Origin of the sequence: Micromonospora sp. WMMD729 (assembly GCF_049315225.1) — a bacterium.
Taxonomy (GTDB): domain Bacteria; phylum Actinomycetota; class Actinomycetes; order Mycobacteriales; family Micromonosporaceae; genus Micromonospora.
In genome coordinates this window covers 5,416,707-5,435,689 of the sequence record NZ_CP186059.1, presented here as the reverse complement: position 1 = coordinate 5,435,689, position 18,983 = coordinate 5,416,707, and the positions used below count along the sequence as shown (strand labels likewise).

Annotated in this window: 16 protein-coding genes; 14 read left to right on the top strand and 2 right to left on the bottom strand. The window is 74.5% G+C overall.

Translation table 11 applies throughout. The features are described 5' to 3' along the window. Positions 1–51: 51 nt before the first annotated feature. Positions 52–696 carry a hypothetical protein gene (locus ACN263_RS24825; protein ID WP_422736719.1) on the bottom strand — a complete coding sequence of 215 codons (645 nt, stop codon included), beginning with the start codon at positions 694–696 and terminating at the stop codon, positions 52–54. 151 nt (positions 697–847) lie between these two features. Between ACN263_RS24825 and ACN263_RS24820 the strand changes: the two genes are divergently transcribed. The 9 genes from ACN263_RS24820 (at position 848) to ACN263_RS24780 (ending at position 10,340) form a co-directional block, all read left to right on the top strand. Further along, positions 848–1,621, top strand: coding sequence for a GNAT family N-acetyltransferase (locus tag ACN263_RS24820; protein ID WP_422736718.1), 774 nt, complete (start codon positions 848–850; stop codon positions 1,619–1,621). Further along, a complete protein-coding gene (locus ACN263_RS24815; protein WP_422736717.1) occupies positions 1,618–2,550 on the top strand; it encodes a lysophospholipid acyltransferase family protein in 933 nt (310 codons plus the stop codon). Before ACN263_RS24820 ends, ACN263_RS24815 begins: the two co-directional genes overlap by 4 nt. A gap of 313 nt (positions 2,551–2,863) precedes the next feature. After that, a complete protein-coding gene (locus ACN263_RS24810; protein WP_422736716.1) occupies positions 2,864–3,688 on the top strand; it encodes a DUF4097 family beta strand repeat-containing protein in 825 nt (274 codons plus the stop codon). Continuing rightward, positions 3,685–4,296, top strand: a complete 612-nt coding sequence (locus ACN263_RS24805; protein ID WP_422736715.1) for a PadR family transcriptional regulator — start codon at positions 3,685–3,687, stop codon at positions 4,294–4,296. The genes ACN263_RS24810 and ACN263_RS24805 overlap by 4 nt, the downstream gene beginning before the upstream one ends. A 74-nt stretch (positions 4,297–4,370) precedes the next feature. Then, positions 4,371–5,072, top strand: coding sequence for a response regulator transcription factor (locus tag ACN263_RS24800; protein ID WP_422736714.1), 702 nt, complete (start codon positions 4,371–4,373; stop codon positions 5,070–5,072). After that, a complete protein-coding gene (locus ACN263_RS24795) occupies positions 5,069–6,625 on the top strand; it encodes a HAMP domain-containing sensor histidine kinase (RefSeq protein ID WP_422736713.1) in 1,557 nt (518 codons plus the stop codon). Before ACN263_RS24800 ends, ACN263_RS24795 begins: the two co-directional genes overlap by 4 nt. A gap of 62 nt (positions 6,626–6,687) precedes the next feature. After that, entirely contained in the window at positions 6,688–8,319 is a 1,632-nt protein-coding gene (locus tag ACN263_RS24790) for a trypsin-like peptidase domain-containing protein (RefSeq protein WP_422736712.1), read from the top strand. A 164-nt stretch (positions 8,320–8,483) separates the two neighbouring features. Then, positions 8,484–9,143: a BON domain-containing protein gene (locus ACN263_RS24785; RefSeq protein ID WP_422736711.1), complete on the top strand. Its 660-nt coding sequence runs from the start codon at positions 8,484–8,486 to the stop codon at positions 9,141–9,143. A gap of 141 nt (positions 9,144–9,284) precedes the next feature. Next, positions 9,285–10,340 carry a glycosyltransferase family 4 protein gene (locus ACN263_RS24780; RefSeq protein ID WP_422740814.1) on the top strand — a complete coding sequence of 352 codons (1,056 nt, stop codon included), beginning with the start codon at positions 9,285–9,287 and terminating at the stop codon, positions 10,338–10,340. Positions 10,341–10,356: 16 nt separating this feature from the next. On the opposite strand, the gene ACN263_RS24775 is transcribed toward ACN263_RS24780, so the two are convergent. Further along, on the bottom strand, positions 10,357–11,850 hold the full coding sequence (locus tag ACN263_RS24775) for a protein kinase domain-containing protein (protein WP_422736710.1): 1,494 nt from the start codon (positions 11,848–11,850) through the stop codon (positions 10,357–10,359). 165 nt (positions 11,851–12,015) lie between these two features. Between ACN263_RS24775 and ACN263_RS24770 the strand changes: the two genes are divergently transcribed. From ACN263_RS24770 to ACN263_RS24750, 5 genes are all read left to right on the top strand, one after another. Beyond that, positions 12,016–12,849 carry a patatin-like phospholipase family protein gene (locus tag ACN263_RS24770; RefSeq protein WP_422736709.1) on the top strand — a complete coding sequence of 278 codons (834 nt, stop codon included), beginning with the start codon at positions 12,016–12,018 and terminating at the stop codon, positions 12,847–12,849. Next, positions 12,849–13,865 carry a 1-acyl-sn-glycerol-3-phosphate acyltransferase gene (locus ACN263_RS24765; RefSeq protein WP_422736708.1) on the top strand — a complete coding sequence of 339 codons (1,017 nt, stop codon included), beginning with the start codon at positions 12,849–12,851 and terminating at the stop codon, positions 13,863–13,865. Before ACN263_RS24770 ends, ACN263_RS24765 begins: the two co-directional genes overlap by 1 nt. A 9-nt stretch (positions 13,866–13,874) precedes the next feature. Continuing rightward, on the top strand, positions 13,875–14,195 hold the full coding sequence (cutA, locus tag ACN263_RS24760; RefSeq protein WP_422736707.1) for a divalent-cation tolerance protein CutA: 321 nt from the start codon (positions 13,875–13,877) through the stop codon (positions 14,193–14,195). A 48-nt stretch (positions 14,196–14,243) separates the two neighbouring features. After that, on the top strand, positions 14,244–17,756 hold the full coding sequence (locus tag ACN263_RS24755) for an SCO7613 C-terminal domain-containing membrane protein (protein ID WP_422736706.1): 3,513 nt from the start codon (positions 14,244–14,246) through the stop codon (positions 17,754–17,756). Positions 17,757–17,893: 137 nt separating this feature from the next. Beyond that, on the top strand, positions 17,894–18,946 hold the full coding sequence (locus ACN263_RS24750) for a fatty acid desaturase family protein (protein WP_422736705.1): 1,053 nt from the start codon (positions 17,894–17,896) through the stop codon (positions 18,944–18,946). Positions 18,947–18,983: the final 37 nt, after the last annotated feature.

Genomic DNA, 18,983 nt, shown 5'->3' with positions numbered 1-18,983 from the left:
TACCTACGGCGTGGTCCTCCTTGCGAATGACACCGGCCACGACGACGGACCTCAGCGGGCGATCCAGGTGGCCCGGGCCGCGCCGAGCAGTGTGCCGTCCGGGCCGTACAGGCTGGTGTGCACCAGCGCCTTGCGGCCGTCGACACCGATCAGCGCGCCGGTCACCACACAGTCGTCGCCGGGCGCCGGCCGGGCCGCGACCACGGCGGCGATCCGGCCCAGCAGGTACGGGCGTTCCGGCGCGAGCACCGTCCAGCCGCCGGTACAGTCCAGCGCGGCCCAGACGGTGGCGTCGTCGACCTGCTCGGGCGCGCGGAACGGCGCGGCGGTCCGGCCGTCCGGCAGCCGTCCGGGGAAGATCCGCAACCCGTCGGTCCGGTCCGGACCACAGACGAAACACCCGGGGTACGGGTGCGCGGCGAACCCGGGATAGCGGGTGGCCGCCTCGGCCGCCGTCGCCGCGTCGACCGGCGGTACGACGGCGTCCACGGCATCCGTCGGGCGGACCTCGGCGACCAGGTCACCGGCCGGGTCCCGGACCTCGCCGTCGACGAGGGTCAACTCCGTGTCCAGCGGCGGTGGTCGACGCAGCGTCACCTCGACCGGTCCGGGCCCCGCCGCGGTGGCGAAGAGCCCGGCGCTCCAACCGCCGTTGCCGGAGCCGGTGGGCCCGTTGTAGCGGGACTCGATGCGCATGGGTGACCTCCGTGGGGCGTGGCCCGGCGTCGTCGCCGGTCCGTCCCGCAGCCTCGCACGGTCACCTTCCGCGAGCATCCGCCGGCCGGCGTTCATCCGTCCGACACCAGCGGTGCCCGCCGATGGCACCCGGGGCCCTTACACAGATCCCATGGCCGTTCTGCATGTCGCTGGCACGCCACTGACGACCAGCGGATACACCCTGCTGATCGCCGACGACCCCACCCAGGTCGCGGCCGCGCAACGCCTGCGCCACGAGGTGTTCGCCACCGAGTTGGGCGCCACCCTCGCACCCGGCGCGGCCGGGTTGGACGTGGACCCCTTCGACGCCCACTGCGACCACCTCATCGTCCGGGAGGACAGCACCGGGCAGGTGGTCGGCACGTACCGGCTGCTGCCGCCGGGGCGTACCGACCGGCGGTACGCCGAGAGCGAATTCGACCTCGCCGCGCTGGACCCGCTGCGGGACGACCTCGTCGAGACGGGCCGGTCCTGCGTGCACCCGGACCACCGTTCGGGCGCGGTCATCAACCTGATGTGGGCGGGCCTCACCCGCTACCTGCACCTGCGCGGCTCGCGCTGGCTCGGCGGCTGCGCGTCGGTGCCGGTCGACGACGGCGGTCGTACGGTCGCCGGGGTGTGGGCGCAGGCCCAGGGCCGGCACCTGGCACCGCCGCCGTTGCGGGTCCGGCCGCTGCGTCCGTGGTTCGCCGAGCCGGCCGCCGCCCTGGCCCCCGCCGCCGAGCCGGCCGCCCGGGTGGCGGTGCCGCCACTGCTGCGCGGTTACCTACGACTCGGCGCGTGGATCTGCGGGGAGCCGTCGTACGACCCCGACTTCCGGTGCGCGGACTTCTACGTGCTCTTCTCCCTCGACCGGATGAACCCGCGCTACCTGCGGCACTTCCTGGGCGGGGACGAGCGGTGAGCATCGCGGCGCACGACCTGTGGCGGCCCTCGTCGGGCTGCGACGACGACTGCCTGCCGGCGGTCGGCGAGGTGCCCACGGTTCCGGTGGCCCGCCGGGTGCTCCGGCTGGTCGCGGCGGGCGGCATGCTGCTGGCCGGGGTGGGCGTGGCGGTGCTGCTGCCCGTACTGCCGGCGCCGGAGCGGCAGGCGTTGCTGCGCGGCTGGGCCCGGGGCACCGTCCGCGCCTTCGGCGTCCGGCTGGTGATCAAGGGGCGGCTGCCCCGGCGGCGCGCGTTGCTGGTCGCCAACCACGTGTCGTGGCTGGACATCCTCGCCGTCCTGGCGGTCGCGCCCACCCGGATGGTGGCGAAGCGGGAGATCCGGTCGTGGCCGGTGGTCGGGGTGCTGGCCGCCGTCGCGGGCACGGTCTTCGTGGACCGGTCGCGCCCGCGCGCGCTGCCGGCCACCGTGCGCCGGCTCGCCGACGCGCTGCGCGCCGGTCGCTCGGTCTCGGTCTTTCCCGAGGGTACGACCTGGTGTGCCGGCGACGGCGCGGCCGAGTGTCGCCCCGGGGGCGGCTTCCGGCCGGCCATGTTCCAGGCTGCCATCGACGCGGGCGCACCGGTGGTGCCGCTGCGGCTCGGGTACCGCAGCGGGGACACCGGGGCGGGCACCACAGTGGCCGCGTTCCTCGGCGCGGACACCCTCCTGCGTTCGGTGGCCCGGGTGGTCGCGGCCCGGGACCTGGTGGTCTCGGTGACGGTCGCCGCCGCGCTGCACCCGGGGCAGGACGCCGACCGGCGGTTGCTGGCCCGGGCCGCCGAGTCAGCCGTACACCTGGTGGCGGCTCTCCCGACGCGGACCCGGCCGCAGCCGGTCGCCCCCCTGTCCGCGACGATCCCGGCCCCGACGCCCGACCTCGCCCGGGAGTTGGACCTGGCCGCCTGACCCGGCGCTGCCGCGCCCGGCGTGCCGCGCCCGCCCGGCTGGACGCCGTGCCGCGCGTTCGCTGGCCGTCCGCGTCAGCCCGCCGCGTCGCGTCGCCTACCCGCGCCGTGCTCGGGCGGGAACCCGTCAAGATCCGCGCAACAACAGGGATGTTGCTGCTTCCGGTGCGCCTGAGGCAGCAACATCCGGGAAGTTGCGCGGATCTTGGCGGGCGTCGCCCACATCTCGCGACAGTCTTGTCGTATCGCGATGTATCGCGTTAGTGTCTTCTCCGGGAGGCGCGCTGCGGCGTGCCGTCGAGAGGAGCACAGCCATGGCCGGATGGACGGTCGAGAGACCGCAGCGGCTCACCCTGGACGGCCCGGTCGACCGGCTGGACGTCCGCCTCGTCAGCGGGCGGCTCAACGTGGTCGCCGCCGACGGGCCGGCCCGGATCGACATCACCGAGGTCGGCCGCCGGCCGGTCCTGATCGACCACTCCGACGGCCGCCTGAGCATCCGCCACGAACGCGAGTGGGGCTGGTCGGGCTTCCTGCGCGGACTTCGCGCGATCCACCGCTTCCCCCGGGTGGACGTCTCGGTGGCCGTGCCCGCCGACGTCCTCGCCGACCTGGGCCTGGGCGCCGGCTCGGTGGTCGTCTCCGGGCTGCGTCGGCAGACCACCGTCGACCTCGCCGCCGGTCAGATCACGCTGATGGGGCTGCGCGGCACCACCACCGCGAAGATCACCTCGGGGCCGGTGGAGGCGCTCGGGGTGCGCGGTGACCTCACCCTGGAGACCGTCTCCGGCGAGGTGATCCTCGCGGACAGCGCCGCCGAGCGGGTACGGGCGCAGACGGTCTCCGGCGCCATCACCTGCGACCTGGACAACCCCCGGGGCAGTGACATCCGGCTCGCCACGATCTCCGGCAGCATCACCGTCCGGGTCCGCGAGGACAGCGACCTCTCGGTCCGGCTGAACACCGCCGCCGGCCGGATCACCAGCGGCTTTCCCCAGGTGCGCAACGCGACGTACCCGCTGCCGAGCAGCGAGGGGGTGCTCGGCAGCGGTGCCGGTAAGCTCTGGGCCTCCGCGACCTCGGGCAGCATCGCCCTGCTCGCCCGAGCGGTCGACGACGATTCCGAGGAGCTGCCGTGACCGCCGTGTTCAGCCACGGACGGCTCCGGCTCTACCTGCTCAAGCTCCTCGACGACGGTCCCAAGCACGGCTACGAGCTGATCCGCCTCCTGGAGGACCGGTTCCTCGGGCTCTACGCGCCCAGCGCCGGCACCATCTATCCCCGCCTGCAACGGCTGGAGGCCGAAGGGCTGGTCAGCCACACCGCCGCCGGGGGACGCAAGACGTACGCCATCACCGACTCCGGCCTCGACGAGCTGCGCCAGCGCGCCGGTGAGCTGGCCGCGTTGGAGGCGGACATCGCGGCCTCGGTGGCGGACCTATCCACCCTGGCCGGCGAGATCCGCAGCGAGGTGCGTGGCTCGACGCGGGACCTCAAGCGGGAGCTGAGCGAGGCCGCTCGGCAGACCCGTCGTGCGCGGTGGATGCCGCCTCCGTCGCCGCACCGGTCTCCGCCGGCGGACGCGCCGCGTGCCGCCCTGCTCGACGAGTTCGACCAGCGGCTCGCCTCGTTCACCGCCGAGGTGAGCCGGCTGGCGCGGGGACGGCAGTTCAGCGACACTCAACTGCGTACGGCGATCCGGCTGCTCGACGGTGCCCTGGACGGGCTGCGTCGGCTGCTGCGCTGACCGGTCGGCGACTCACAGGATTTTTCCAGGAAGTGTCCAGCGCCGGTGCAGTGAGGTCACCGATGATTGGGCCCATGCCCGCTACCCAGACCGAGGCGCGACTTCTCGTCGTCGAGGACGACCCCAACATCCTCGAACTGCTCTCCGCGAGCCTGCGCTTCGCGGGCTTCGACGTGGCGACCGCGACCAGCGGCAGCGCGGCCCTGAACGCCGCCAAGGACCACCGGCCCGACCTCGTCGTGCTCGACGTGATGCTGCCGGACCTGGACGGCTTCGAGGTCATCCGGATGCTGCGTGAGGGCGGTACGCGTACCCCGGTGGTCTTCCTGACCGCGCGGGACGCCACCGACGACAAGATCCGTGGGCTCACCCTGGGCGGCGACGACTACGTCACCAAGCCGTTCAGCCTGGAGGAGTTGACCGCCCGGATCCGCGCCGTGCTGCGCCGCACCAGCACCGGCGAGCAGGCCCCGTCCCGGCTCACCTTCGCCGACCTGGAGCTGGACGAGGAGACCCATGAGGTGCACCGCGCCGGGCAGCGGGTGCAGCTCTCGCCCACCGAGTTCAAGCTGCTGCGGTACCTGATGCTCAACGCCAACCGGGTGCTGTCCAAGGCGCAGATCCTCGACCACGTCTGGAACTACGACTTCCGGGGCGACGACAACATCGTCGAGTCCTACATCTCCTACCTGCGCCGCAAGGTCGACACCGGTCAGCCCCGGTTGATCCACACCCTCCGTGGCGTGGGGTACGTGCTGCGCAAGCCGGCGGCGTGAACCCGGTCCAGCAGGCGAAGGTGCGGGTCCGCAGCGTGCCGCTGCGGCTGAAGCTGGTTACCTCGGTGCTCACGCTGGTCGCCGTCGCACTGCTGGTGATCAGCTCGCTGACCGCCTACTTCCTGCGCAACTACCTCCAGGGGCAGGTCGACGGCCAGATCCGGTCGACCGCACAGGGTCTCGGTCAGCTGCTCCCGAAGCTGCGTACCGGGCAGGTCAACGCGATGCTGCCCAGCGACTACGTCGTGTCGTTGGCCGACGAGCAGCGGGTCTACGCGGCGATCTACGACGACATCAGTCTCGACCCCGAGCAGCTGCCCACCTTCCCGAGCAGCCGCAACGGCTTCGAGGAGTTGGAGGGCGAGCCGCGGACCGTACCGTCGCATGACGGCCTCACCCGGTGGCGGGTCTACTACGCGGCTCAGCCGGACGGGTCCGTCCTGGCCGTGGGGCAGCCGCTGACCCAGGTGGACCGGGCGGTCAAGCAACTCGTCTGGATCGACCTGCTGGTCGGTGGCGCGGTGCTGATCATGCTGGCCTCGGTCGGCGCGGCGATCGTCCGGACCAGCCTCAAACCCCTCGTCGAGATCGAACAGACCGCCGCCGCCATCGCCGGTGGCGACCTCACCCGCCGGGTGCCGGACCCCGAGCAGGGCCAGGAGTATCCCACCTCCGAGCTGGGCCGGTTGTCCCGCGCCCTGAACGCGATGCTCACCCAGATCGAGGCGGCGTTCACCGCCCGGGCGGCGTCCGAGACGGCCGCCCGATCGGCGGAGAGCAGCGCCCGGGACGCGGCCGCCGCCGCCCAGGCGTCCGAGGCGCGAGCCCGGCGCTCCGAGGAACGGATGCGGCAGTTCGTGGCGGACGCCTCGCACGAGCTGCGGACCCCGCTGACCACCATCCGTGGCTTCGCCGAGCTGTACCGGCAGGGCGCGGCCCGGGCGCCGGAGCAGACCGCCGGACTGCTGCGCCGGATCGAGGACGAGGCGGCCCGGATGGGGCTGCTGGTGGAGGACCTGCTGCTGCTCGCCCGGCTGGATCGGGAACGCCCGCTCTCGCTCGCCCCGGTGGAGCTGCCGGTGCTCGCCTCCGACGCGGTGCAGGCGGCCCGCGCGATGGCTCCGGACCGCCGGATCGACCTGGACATCGAGCCCGGTTCGGGTCCGCTCGTCGTCTTCGCCGACGACGCGCGCCTGCGCCAGGTCATCGGCAACCTCGTCACCAACGCCCTCACCCACACGCCGCCGGACGCCGAGGTCCGCCTGCGACTGCGCGCCGAACCGGGCAACATCGCGGTCATCGAGGTGGCGGACACCGGCCCCGGACTCACCCCGGAGCAGGCGGAGCGGGTGTTCGAGCGGTTCTACCGGGCCGACGCGGCGCGGACCCGACGCGCCGACGGCAACACCGGCACGGGCCTCGGCCTGGCCATCGTCGCCGCTCTGGTGACCGCCCACCACGGGGCGGTCGAGGTCGCCGAGACGCCCGGCGGCGGGGCCACCTTCCGGGTCCGGCTGCCGCTGCTGCCGTCGGACGAGGGAAGCGGCGAGTGACTTTCAGCCAACTTCCAGGACGGTTCCAGCTTGATCGCAGTGCCGAGGGAGAAGGTAGGGACATGACCGAGTTCGAGTCCGACCCGCAGCGCCGGCCGGCCCCCACCGACGCCGAGCCGTCGCACCCCACCGCCGAGCTGCCGCGCGACGAGCGCGCGCAGTCCGACTCCCCGACCACCCCCGTTCCGGTCGTGCAGACCGACGGGGACGCGACGCCGACCGCCGCCAACCCGGCCGTCCCCGCCGCCTCCGACACGCCGACCACGCCCGTCGGCCAGCCCACCGGGTACGAGCCGCCGACCGCCGCGCAGCCCACCGGGTACGAGCCGCCGACCGCCGGGTACCAGCCGGCCGCCGCGCAGCCCACCGGGTACGAGCCACCGGCCGCCGGCACGTCCGCGCCGCCGTACCCGGTCTCCGGCCACCCGACGCCCGGCCAGCACGGCTACCCGCAGCCGACCGCCGGCCGCTACCCGGGTGCCCCCTGGTACGCGGGCCAGCAGTCCGGCTGGGCCGGCGGGGGCCAGCCGGGCGGGGCCTATCCGCAGCACGCGCAGCACACCCAGCACGCGCCGCACCCGGGACAGCCGGTGCCGCCCTGGGGTCCGCAGGTCACGCCGCCCGGCGCCGGCCCGCGCCCGGGTCGGATCGCCAAGTTCGCCGGCGCCGGTGTCGCGGTGTTCGCCCTGATGCTCGGCTCCGGCGTGGCTGGTGGGGCCCTCGCGCTCGCCCTCGACGGCGACCGCGGTGGCGTCACCCGCACCTACACGGCCGCCCCGGTGCTCAACAGCGCGGACCTGCCGAAGATCGCCGCCGCCGTACAGGACAGCGTCGTCTCCATCGCCACCGACAGTGGTGAGGGCTCCGGCGTGGTGCTCACCTCCGACGGGTACGTACTCACCAACAACCACGTGGTCGCCTCCGCGAGCGGGGACACCGTGCAGGTGGTCTTCGCCGACGGCAGGAACGTCCAGGCGAAGATCATCGGCACCGACCCGAAGACCGACCTGGCGGTGGTCAAGGCCAACGGGGTGAACGACCTCAAGCCGGCGAAGTTCGGCGACAGCGACGCCATGCAGGTCGGCGACCAGGTCCTCGCCCTGGGCAGCCCGCTCGGCCTCCAGGGCTCGGTGACCGCCGGCATCCTCAGCGCCCGGGACCGCACCATCCGGGCCGGCGACGGTCAGCAGCAGGACCCGAGGCAGCAGGGTCAGGCCGTCAGCTCGATCTCCGGCCTGCTCCAGACCGACGCGCCGATCAACCCGGGCAACTCCGGTGGCGCGCTGGTCAACACCCGGGGTGAGGTGATCGGCGTCAACACCGCCATCGCCACCTCCGGGCAGAGCACCGGCAACATCGGCGTCGGCTTCGCCATCCCCAGCAACAAGGCCAAGGACGTGGCGGGCAAGCTCCAGCGCGGCGAGAAGGTCAGCCACCCGTCGCTCGGAGTCGGCGTCAACCAGGCCGAGGGCGGCGGCGCGCTGGTCGCCTCGGTCACCCCGGGCAGTCCCGCCGAGAAGGCCGGCCTCCAGCAGGGCGACGTGGTCACCCGCTTCGGCGACAAGCCGATCAACGACTCCGACGACCTGGTCGGCGCGGTGCAGGCCGGCAAGGTCGGTGATCGGGTCGAGCTCCACTTCAAGCGCAACGGTGCGGAGAAGACGGCGACCGTGACGCTCGCCGAGACGTCCTGACCGACACCAGAACCTGCCTCCCTCCGGCGGCGGGTGGCGGAGCCAAGGGGGTTGGCTCCGTCACCCGCCGCTTTTTCCACGTTCACCCGGAGAGGGTGAACCGCCGTCACCCGTGCACCCGGCAGGCTCGGCGGGCGAGCCGGCGAGCGTACGGGGGTGGGCCGATGAACGGGGTGGATGACCAGGGGATCCAGCGGGACGTCCTGGCCGAACTGGCCTGGGATCCGCAGGTGCTGCCGAACGAGATCGGGGTGATCGTCGACCAGGGAGTGGTCACCCTGACCGGGTACGTCGACGGCGCTGCCAAGGCGTGGGCGGCCACCCGCTGCGCCCAGCGGGTCCGGGGGGTACGCGTGGTGGTCGACGGGATCGAGGTACGGCTGCCGGGGACGCCGGGGCGTACCGACGGTGACATCGCCCTCGCCGCGTCCCGCGCCCTCGAGTGGGACAGTTTCGTGCCCGCCGAGCGACTGGACGTCAGCGTGGCCAACGGCTGGTTGATGCTGCGCGGTGAGGTCGAGTTCGGCTGGCAGCGCCGCGCCGCCGAGGGGGAGTTGCGCCGCCTCGACGGCGTCCGGGGGATCACGAACCTCGTCGAGGTGCGACCGTCGACGCCACCGCCGGACGAGCGGGCGCGACAGGACGTCCAGCGCGCGCTGGCGCGGACGCTCGGCGGGGAACGGGTGACCGTGGAGGTGGACGGCGACACGCTGGTCCTGGCCGGCGTGGTCCGGTCGTGGTGGGAACGGGACCAGGTGGAGCGGGTGGCGTGGTCGACGCCGGGTGTCCGGGTCGTGCACGACCATCTCCTGGTCGGCGGGTAAGCGTCCGTCTTGTCCGGTTTATTGGGAGCCGCCTGGGGAACCCGCCGCGAACCATGCCGACCGGGGGACCAACGGGGAGGACTCGTGGCCGTGAACCACCCGTCCGCTGACCGCCCGCCGGAGCGGTCGTTGCGCATCGCGATGGTGGTCCCGCCCTGGCTGTCCGTGCCGCCGCCCGGCTACGGCGGCCTGGAACAGGTGGTGGCCGGCCTGGTGGACGCGTTGACGGCACACGGCCACGCGGTGACGCTGTTCGGCGCCGGTGACCACCACGGGACCGCCGCCGGCGGCTTCGTCTCCACCGTGCCGGAGGTGCAGTACGAGCGGCTCGGCGAGTCACTGCCGGAGCTGGCGCACCTGGCCCGGGTGAACCGCCTGATCACGCCCGCCGACTTCGACGTGATCCACGACCACAGCACGATCGGCCCGCTGGTGGCCGGCCGGCGGTCGGTACCGACGGTGGCGACGGTGCACGGCAACCCGGTGGGCGAGTACGGCGACGTGCTCGGCGACGCCGACGAGGACGTCGCCCTGGTGGCCATCTCGCACGCCCAACGTCGACTCAACACCAGCCTGCCCTGGGCCGGAACCGTGCACAACGCGCTGGACCTGCGGGGCTTTCCGCGCAAGACCACGCCCGGCCCGGGGCCGGTGCTGTGGCTGGCCCGGTTCAGCCCGGACAAGGGCCCGGACGTCGCCATCCGCGCCTGCCGGGAGGCGGGCCTGCCGCTGCTGCTGGCCGGCAAGTGCAACGAGCCGGCCGAGCGGCGCTACTTCGAGCAGGTCGTGGCGCCACTCGTCGACGACGACGTGACGGTTGTGTTCAACGCCGACCGGGCCGAGACCCTACGGATGCTCGTCGACGCCCGCTGCCTGATCATGCCGATCCAGTGGGACGAGCCGTTCGGAATGGTGATGCTCGAGGCGATGGCGACCGGCACGCCGGTGGTCGCGCTGGACCGGGGCGCGGTGCCCGAGCTGGTACGTCCGGGACGTACCGGGCTGGTCTGCCGGGAGCCCGCGGAACTGCCCGCCGCACTGCTGGCCGCACGGGAACTGGACCCGCAGGACTGCGTGGCGCACGTCGCCGAGAACTTCTCGGTCGAGCGGATGGCGTACGGCTACGAGGAGGTCTTCCAGCGGTTCGCCCTCGGGCGGCCGGACGTCCGGCGGACGGCCACCGTCGCGGTGCGCTGACGGGTCGCGCCCCGCGTCAGACCCGTGCCGCGCCCAGTTCGGCGATCGCGGCGTCGAGCCGCTGCGCGTACGCCGGGCTGATTCCGCCCTCGCCCAGCCGGACGGTGACCTTCTCGCGCAGTCGGGCCACCGAGGGCGCCAGCTCGTCCCGGCCGGAACCGACGGCGACGACCAGTTGGCCCAGCGATTGGCGCAGGTCGAGGCCGACGTCGCTGCGGATTTCCCCGTCCCGCACCCCGTCGTCGACCAACCCGTTGATCCGGTTGGCGGCCTCGGCGAGGGTGCCCGGCCCGGCGGTGGACGCCACGGTGGGCGGTGCCGATGAGGGCGCCGGTTGGCGCGGTGCGGTGGTCGGCGGGTCGGTCGGCGGGGCACTGGGTGGGGGCGTCGACGGGACGGCCGTGGGCTCGGCCTGACGAACCGGCTGATCATCGGGGAGCAGGGCCACGCCGGCCAGCGCCACCGCGACCGCCAGGACCACGGGGATCAGCAGCAGCGCCGGTCGCCGGAGGGACCGGCCGGGACGATCGTCGGGTGACGTCAGCGGTCGGGGCACGTCGCCAGCGCGGACCGCCGTCACGACGCCGACGGCCGCGCCCGGAGCCTCGCTCGGCGGTGGCGGCTGCGCCGGCAGGGGCGGGGTCGGCACCGCGATCGTGGCGGTCGGCGGGTCGGGCGTCAGCAGGTGGCCGCGCAGGGCGCTGGCCACCTGTCGGGCGGTCGGCCGGTCGGCCGGATCGCGGGCGAGGCTGCGCAGGCAGATCCGGGCGACCTCGACGGGCAGCTCCGGCACGCCGGCCAGCGTCGGCGCGGGACCCTCGGCGAGCGCGGCGGTGAGCTGCTCCCAGGTGTCCGCCGGATACGGCACCCGCCCGGTCAACGCCTCGTGCAGCAGGACGCCGAGCGAGTAGACGTCGGTGGCGGGCTGGGCGGGCGCGCCGTCGAGGCGTTCCGGGGCGACGTACGCCGGGGTGCCGAACGTGCCGCCGTCCTCGTCCTCGTCGGGTGCGCCGATCCGGGTGGCGATGCCGAAGTCGAGGACCTTCACCCCCATCGCCGTCATCATGACGTTGGCCGGGGTGATGTCCCGGTGCACGATGCCCAGCCGGTGCGCGGCGGCCAGCGCGTCGGCGACCTGCGCGCCCACCTCGACGGCCTCGGGCCACGGCAGCGGCCCCTCGGTGAGCCGCAGCTCCAACTCCTCGCCGCTGAGCAACTCCATCACGACGAACGAGGTGATGGAGCCGTCCGGGTCGACCGTCTCGCCGTAGTCGTGCACCGACGTCACGTGCGGGTGCACCAGTTGGGCGGCGGCGCGTGCCTCCTCCCGCACCATGTCGCGGAACCGCGCGTCGGCGGCCAGCGAGGCGGCGAGCACCTTGAGTGCCACGAAGCGGTCGAGCACCTCGTCCCGCGCGCGCCAGATGACCGACATGCCGCCGGCACCGATCTGGTCGATGAGTCGGTACCTGCGGGCCAGCAAGCGGCCCGGATGCAGTGCTGCCTTCACGGATCGCACCTGCCCTCGGGGTGGGAGCGGTATCAGGTTGCGCGAATGTGTCCACCCTGTCAACGCCGACGGTACGGATCGTCGGCGGACGGTGGCTGGGGTGCGCCGACCGTCCGGTGACGGCGGCCTGTGAGGTGGGCAGCGGGCCCGTGCCAGGATGAGGACATGGCTCCGGGACCGGTGGCGTTCGTACTCGGCGGCGGCGGAGTGCTCGGCGCCGTCGAGGTGGGCATGCTGCGCGCCCTGTTCCGCGCCGGCATCCAGCCCGACATGGTGCTCGGCACGTCGATCGGCGCGGTCAACGGCGCGCTGGTCGCCGCCGACCCGTCCGAGGCGGTGACCGACCGGCTGGTCCGGCTCTGGGCGTCGCCCGAGGCCAGCGAGGTGTACGGCGACTCGGTCGCCCGGCAACTGCGCCGCTTCGCCGCCCGTACCCACCTGCACTCGCCCCGGCCGCTGCGCCGGCTGCTGGAATCCGAGTTGGGCGTGGACACCACCTTCGCCGACCTGCGGGTGCCGTTCCGCTGCTGCGCCGCGCACATCGAGCGGGCCGCCGAGCACTGGTTCACCAGCGGACCGGTGGTGCCGGCGGTGTTGGCGTCGGCGTCTGTGCCGGGCCTGCTCCCGCCCACGGAGATCGACGGCGCGCACTACATCGACGGTGGCATCGTCAACTCCATCCCGATCGGCGAGGCGGTGGCCGCGGGCGCCGGCCAGATATTCGTCCTCCAGGTGGGCCGGATCGAACGGGAGCTGACGCCGCCGCGTCGACCGTGGGAGATCGCGCAGGTGGCGTTCGAGATCTCCCGCCGGCACCGGTTCTTCCGGGAGATGGCCGCGCTACCCGAGGGGGTGGAGGTGCACGTCCTGCCGACCGGCGGACTGAATCCGCGCGACGACACGCCGTGGGCGTACCGGGACATGGCGGCGGTGGGCCGCCGGATCAGTCGCGCGTACACCGCGTCCCGCCGCTACCTCGCCACCCACGTGGCACGCTGATGCCGCTGCCTCCCAGGTGGTTGCGGCGGTTGCTGATCGCTCCCGCCGTGGTGCTGCTGGCGATCGTCGTGGTGACCACGCTGCCGGTCTGGGCGCTGCTGGCCGCAGCCGCGTCACCGCTGGTCCCGGGCCGCCTCCGCCCGCTGCGGCTGCTCTGGATCGGCTGCGTCTACCTGGTCTGGGACGCCGCCGCGCTGCTCGCCCTCTTCGTCCTCTGGCTGGCCTCCGGCTTCGGCTGGCGCAGCCGGTCGCCGGCCTTCCAGCGCGCGCACTACGTGCTGGCCGGCTGGTTCCTGCGGGTGCTGTTCTGGCAGGCCCGCTGGTCGCTGCGGCTGACCATCGACGTGGTCGGCACCGACCCGGACACCGCCCTGCCCGGCCGACCCGAGTTGGTGCTGTGTCGACACGCGGGGCCGGGCGACTCGTTCATCCTGATCCACGGGCTGGTCAACTGGTTCAAGCGGGAGCCGCGGATCGTCCTGAAGGACAGTCTCCAGTGGGATCCGGCGATCGACGTGCTGCTCAACCGGTTGCCCAACCGGTTCATCGCGCCCACCGCGGATCGCGGCGAGGAGACCGTACGTCAGGTCGGGCACCTGGCCACCGGCCTGGATGACAACGACGCGTTCGTGATCTTCCCGGAGGGCGGCAACTTCACCCCACGGCGGCGACTGCGCGCCATCGCCCGGCTGCGCTCGCTGGGCCTCGAACGCATGGCACGGCGTGCCGAACGGATGCGTCACGTGCTCGCCCCGCAGCCCGGTGGGGTGCTCGCCGCGTTGGACGCCGCACCGGACGCCGGGGTCATCTTCGTCGCACACACCGGGCTCGACCGGATGCTGACCATCGCCGACGTGTGGCGGGAACTGCCCATGGACAAGCGGATCGTGATGCGCTTCTGGTCGGTGCCGCCCGAGGACGTGCCGACCGAACGGCAGCAGCGCATCGACTGGCTCTTCGACTGGTGGGCGCAGATCGACACGTGGATCGCGGCTAATCGCGAGGTCTCCGCGTAGGGTGCGCTCGTGGACCAGATCTGCGTGGTGACGACGGTGGTGGATGCGCGTTCGGTCGCGGACGTGCTGGCGGCCGCGGCCGTCGCCGGGCGGCTCGCCGCCTGTGCCCAGGTCGGCGGTCAGGTGGACAGCACCTACTGGTGGCGTTCCGGGGTGGAGACCAGCACCGAGTGGTCCGTGCAGTTCAAGACCGCACCGGACCGGTTGGCCGCGCTGGTGGACCAGATCCGGGTGAGCCATCCGTACGAGGTGCCGGAGATCCTGGTGTCCAGGGTGGAGTGTGGCGACCCCGGCTACGCGGCCTGGGTGCACGACCACACCCGACCCTAGGTACGCCTACTCTGGGCCGTACCCCACCGGCTTCTCGATGATGACCGGGTGGACGACACCCGCTATCCCTGCCCCGCCTGCGGCGCCCCGGCCGATCTGAGTGCCGGTTGTGCCGGTTGCCGCCGCCCACCCGACCCGGTCGCGGCCGAGGTGGTTCGACTCGGCCGGGAGGTGGCTCGACTCGAACCGGAGGTCGAGCGGGCCCGCCGGACGTACACCGAGTTGGCGGCCGTGTTGACGGCGACGTCGCGGCGGCGTGCGGAGCTGGCGGCGGTCGTCCGCGCGCAGGTGGCGGCGGGGACGCCGGAAGCGCAGGTGGCGGCGGGGACGCCGAGCGTGCCGGCGGCGGTCGTTCCGCCGACGCCGGTGGGTGGCGCGGTGGGGGCGCTGCCGCACGGCATGCCGGAGACCTCGACGCGGACGGTCCAGGGGCTGCTGTTCGTCCTGGGTGGACTCCTGCTCGGTACGGCGGCGGTGGTCTTCACGGCGGTGGCCTGGGCGGCCGTGGGGGTCGGTGGCCGGGCGCTGATCCTGGCGGCGGTCACCGCTCTCGTGCTGGCCGGCCCGCTGGTGGCGGTCCGGCGGGGTCTACGGGGGACGGCGGAGACGTTCGCCGCGGTGGGCCTGCTGCTGGTGCTGCTGGACGGGTACGCCGCCTGGTCGGTGAACCTGGGCGGGGTGGCCGACTGGCCGGGTAGCCGCTACGCCGCGCTGGCCGGGGCGGCCAGCGCGGCGGTCGCCGTCGGGTACGGGCGGCTCAGCGGGTTGGCGGGTCCCTGGTTCGCCGCCCTGCTGGTGAGCCAGCCGGTGCTGCCGCTGCTCGCGGCGGAAGCAGAGGTCGGCGCGTCCGGTTGGGCGCTGGTGCTGCTCGGGGTGGCCCTGCTCGACCTGGTGGTGCTGGTCGCGCTGGGCGACGGGGAGAGCGGTGTCCGGCTCGCCGGTCGGGTGCTCGCCGGGTTGGGCCACGGCGGCGCGCTGGTCGCCGCCGCCGCGTGTGCGCTGGTGCCGTTGCTGCTGGGGCGCGCGGCGGGCTCACCACTGCTGGCCGGCGCGCCGTTGCTGCTGGTCGCGGTGACGGGGGTCGGCGCGGCGTGGCTGATCGGCGGTCCGGCGCTGCGCGCGGTGGCCGGCGGGCTGCTGGTTCCGGTGCTCGCCGCGGCGCTGCTGCGCCCGGTGGGTGAACTGCGTCCGTCGCTGCTGCTGCTCGCGGCGTCGGCGGTGGCGCTCACCCTGGCCGGGGCGGTGTGGTTGCTGCCGGTCGGCTGGCGTACCGGGCCGCGTGCCGGCGCGCTGCTGGTCGCGGCCGGTACGGCGCAGCTCGCCGTGTTGATCGCCGGCGGGTTGGCGGTGGCCGCCGCCGCCCGGTCGCTGCCGCCGTGGCACGGGGCCCGGTTGGGGCCGGACCTGAGCTGGGGTTGGCAGGTGGCGCCCGCCGTGGCGCTGGCGCTGGTCGCGACCGTCTCGCTGCTGCCCCGGCGCGCGTGGGTGGCGCTGGCCTCGGCGGGCGCGGTGGCGGTGCTGCTCGCCGTCCCGGCCGGCTGGACGGCGTCGTGGGCGACGGTGGTGGCCGTGGACCTGGTGGGTGGGTCCGTGCTGCTGCTCGCCGTGCTGGCCCGTCCGGCCGCCCGACCGGCGATCCTGTTCGGCTGGGCGTCCGGTGGTGCGGTCCTGCTCGGGCACGCGCTGCTGGTGGCGTTTGCCGACCCGATCGGCGTGGTGGTGGTGCTGGGCGTCGGGACGGTGCTCGGGGTCGCGGTGGCGGTGCGGCGGGGGACCGGGGCGTACCGCGCGGTGGCGGGCGGGGGTCTGCTTGTCGCGCAGCTCACGCTGCCCGGTCTGGCAGCGGTGGCGCTCTTCGCGGCCGGTGCGCCGCCGTGGTGGCAGGCCCGGGTGGCCCTGGCCGCCGCCGGGCTGTCGCTGGTTGCGACGCTCGCGGTGCGTGGTCGTCGGGCCGACCTCCTGGGGTACGCGGTGACGGGCGGGGTGGTCGCGGTGCTCGCGGCCGGAGTCGCGCCGCTGCTGGCGGCGGGGGACGAGCCGGTGTCGCTGTACGCCGCGCTGGCGGCGCTGGGCGTCGCGCTCGTCGCCCGGTGGGGCGACCCGTCGACGTCCGCCGACGAGCCGGCCGCGCCGGTGGAGCAGTCGACGGGCGAGTCGGCCGGGGCCGGCGGGATGGCGGTCGGGGGGCCGGCAACCATCGGGGGATCGGAAGCGGTCGGCCCCGCGGGGCTGCTGGCGGCGGCGGGGGTGGTGCTGGCGGGGGTCGTGGTGCTGGCCGCGCTGCCGGCGATCGGGAAGGCGCTGCTCGTGCCGTACGGCATCCCGGGGCCGGTCTGGTCCGGCGCGCCGACCGCCGCCGCCGACCGAGGACTGTTCCCCGCCGGGCTGGCGCTCGTCGCGCTGGCGGTGGCGGCGGCGGCCGGTTCGCGGGTACGCCCACCGGTGCTGACCGCCGTGCCGTTCGCCGCCGCCGCGCTGCCGGTGCTGCTCGTCGCGCTGGGCGCGCCCTGGCCGGTGCTGCCGGCCGCCACCCTGCTCGCCGGGGTGTCCGCGCTGCTGCTCGCCGCTCTGGTCACGCCCCGGCCGGCGCTCGCGTCGATCGTCGTGCCGACGGGAGGGGTGCTCGTCGCGGCCGGCGTGACCGGGCTCCTGGCCACCCGGCCCGGCACGCTCGCCGCCGAGGGCGCGCTCCTGGTGGCGGCCGTGGTCGTCGCCGTGGGGGCGCGGGTCGGCGCGGTACGGGTCGCCGGCAGCGTCGCGGCGGTGGGCGCTGCGTGCGCGTTGGCGGTGACGGCGCCGCTCGCCGCCGGGCAGCCGGTGCGGGCGGCGGCGTACCCGCTGCTGGGGGTGGCCGTGCTCGTCCTGGCCGCGGCGGCGCTCGCGAGCGGCCGGCGGGTGGCGGTCGGTCGGGTGCTGGACGCCGCCGCGCAGGCGGTGGCGCTGGTGGCGGCGGTGCTCGCCGTCGAGTCGGCCCGGCCTCTCGCGACCGTCTGCGTGCTGTGGGGGGCGGCCGTGGCGCTGCGGCTGCTGCGGCGGGGCGAGCCGGCCGGTCGACGGTGGCGGTTCGCCGCCATCGCCGCCGGTAGCGAGCTGATCGGGGCGTGGGTGCTGCTCGCGGCGGGCGGGGTGACCGTGCTGGAGGCGTACACCCTGCCGGCCGGGGCGCTCGCCGTCGGCGCGGGGCTGGTGGCGTTGCGGACCCGGCCGGGGCTGACCAGTTGGCCGGCGCTCGGTCCGGGGCTCGCCGCGGCGCTGCTGCCGAGCCTGGCGTCGGTGCTGGCCGGCTCGGACCCGCAGCCGTGGCGGCGGTTGCTGCTCGGGGTGGCGGCGCTGGGCGTGGTATTGGCCGGGGCCCGCCGCCGCTGGCAGGCGCCGGTGCTGGTCGGGGGCGGAGTGCTGGCGGTGTTGGCGCTGCACGAACTGGCCCGGAGTTGGGATCTGCTGCCCCGGTGGATCTACCTGGGCGTCGGCGGGTTGGCGTTGATCGGGTTGGCGGCCAGCTACGAGCGGCGGCGGCGTGACCTGGCCCGGCTGCGCTCCGCGGTGGCCCGACTGGGCTGAGCCCGGTGCCGGGGGTAGGGCCCGCCCTACCCCCGGTTCGGGGGTTCCCAGGGTTACGCAGCGCAACGGATCCGGCGAGAGTTGACAGTGCGCCCGGACCAGCCGGTGAGGGCCCAACGTCGAACGGGGGAACAGCGATGGCGCTCGGAGCGGTGGCGGAACGGCCGGTGCGACGGCGGGGCAGTGATTACGCACAGTTGTCCCGACGGGTCAGTCAGGCCGGCCTGCTGGAACGGCGGCCCGCCTCGTACGTGGCCCGGATCGTGCTCACCCTGGGCGTGTTCGTGGCCGGTTGGGTCGCCGTGGCGCTCGTCGGCGACTCCTGGTGGCAGGTGGCGCTCGCGGCCGTGCTGGCGGTCGCCACCACCCAGGTCGCCTTCCTGGGCCACGACGCGGGACACCGCCAGATGTTCCGTCGTCGCCTCCCCAGCGAACTGGTCGGGTTGGTCGCCGGCAACGCGGCGGTGGGGCTCAGCTACGGCTGGTGGGTCGACAAGCACAACCGGCACCACGCCAACCCGAACCACGAGGACGAGGACCCGGACGTCGGCGCGGGCGCCCTGGTGTGGTCGTACGAGCAGGCGCTGGGCACCCGGGGGTTCGGTCGGTGGCTGGCCCGCCGGCAGGCGTACCTCTTCTTTCCGATGCTGCTGCTGGAGGGCCTGAACCTGCACGTGGCGAGCATCCGGGCGATCGTCGGCCGGGGGCGGGACGGCCGGTACGCCACCCCGATGCGGCACCGTGCGGCCGAGGCGGCGCTGCTCGTCGCGCACACCGTCGGTTACGCGGGGCTGCTGCTGGCGGTCATGTCGCCGGGCAAAGCGCTGCTCTTCGCCGCCGTGCACCAGGGGCTGTGGGGCCTCTACATGGGCTGCGCGTTCGCGCCGAACCACAAGGGTATGCCGATGCCGACCGCGGAGGACGAGTTGGACTTCCTGCGCAAGCAGGTGCTGACCTCGCGCAACGTGCGGGGCAGCCGGCTGGTCGACACCGCGTTGGGTGGGCTCAACTACCAGATCGAGCACCACCTGTTCCCGAACATGCCCCGGGCCAACCTGCGCCGTGCGCAGCCGATCGTGCGCGCCTACTGCGCCGAGCAGGGCATCTCGTACGCGGAGACGGGTCTGGTCGAGTCGTACCGGCAGGCGCTCGCTCACCTGCACGAGGTGGGCCGGCCGCTGCGCGGCTGACGCGTCCCGCTGTGCCGTCTACCGGTGGCGCGTCCGA

Bases quoted from the DNA above. Each gene is read 5' to 3' on its own strand.
- ACN263_RS24825 (WP_422736719.1), bottom strand. From the start codon at position 696: ATGCGCATCGAGTCCCGCTACAACGGGCCCACCGGCTCCGGCAACGGC.
- ACN263_RS24820 (WP_422736718.1), top strand. From the start codon at position 848: ATGGCCGTTCTGCATGTCGCTGGCACGCCACTGACGACCAGCGGATAC.
- ACN263_RS24810 (WP_422736716.1), top strand. From the start codon at position 2,864: ATGGCCGGATGGACGGTCGAGAGACCGCAGCGGCTCACCCTGGACGGC.
- ACN263_RS24800 (WP_422736714.1), top strand. From the start codon at position 4,371: ATGCCCGCTACCCAGACCGAGGCGCGACTTCTCGTCGTCGAGGACGAC.
- ACN263_RS24790 (WP_422736712.1), top strand. From the start codon at position 6,688: ATGACCGAGTTCGAGTCCGACCCGCAGCGCCGGCCGGCCCCCACCGAC.
- ACN263_RS24785 (WP_422736711.1), top strand. From the start codon at position 8,484: ATGAACGGGGTGGATGACCAGGGGATCCAGCGGGACGTCCTGGCCGAA.
- ACN263_RS24780 (WP_422740814.1), top strand. From the start codon at position 9,285: ATGGTGGTCCCGCCCTGGCTGTCCGTGCCGCCGCCCGGCTACGGCGGC.
- ACN263_RS24770 (WP_422736709.1), top strand. From the start codon at position 12,016: ATGGCTCCGGGACCGGTGGCGTTCGTACTCGGCGGCGGCGGAGTGCTC.
- ACN263_RS24765 (WP_422736708.1), top strand. From the start codon at position 12,849: ATGCCGCTGCCTCCCAGGTGGTTGCGGCGGTTGCTGATCGCTCCCGCC.
- ACN263_RS24750 (WP_422736705.1), top strand. From the start codon at position 17,894: ATGGCGCTCGGAGCGGTGGCGGAACGGCCGGTGCGACGGCGGGGCAGT.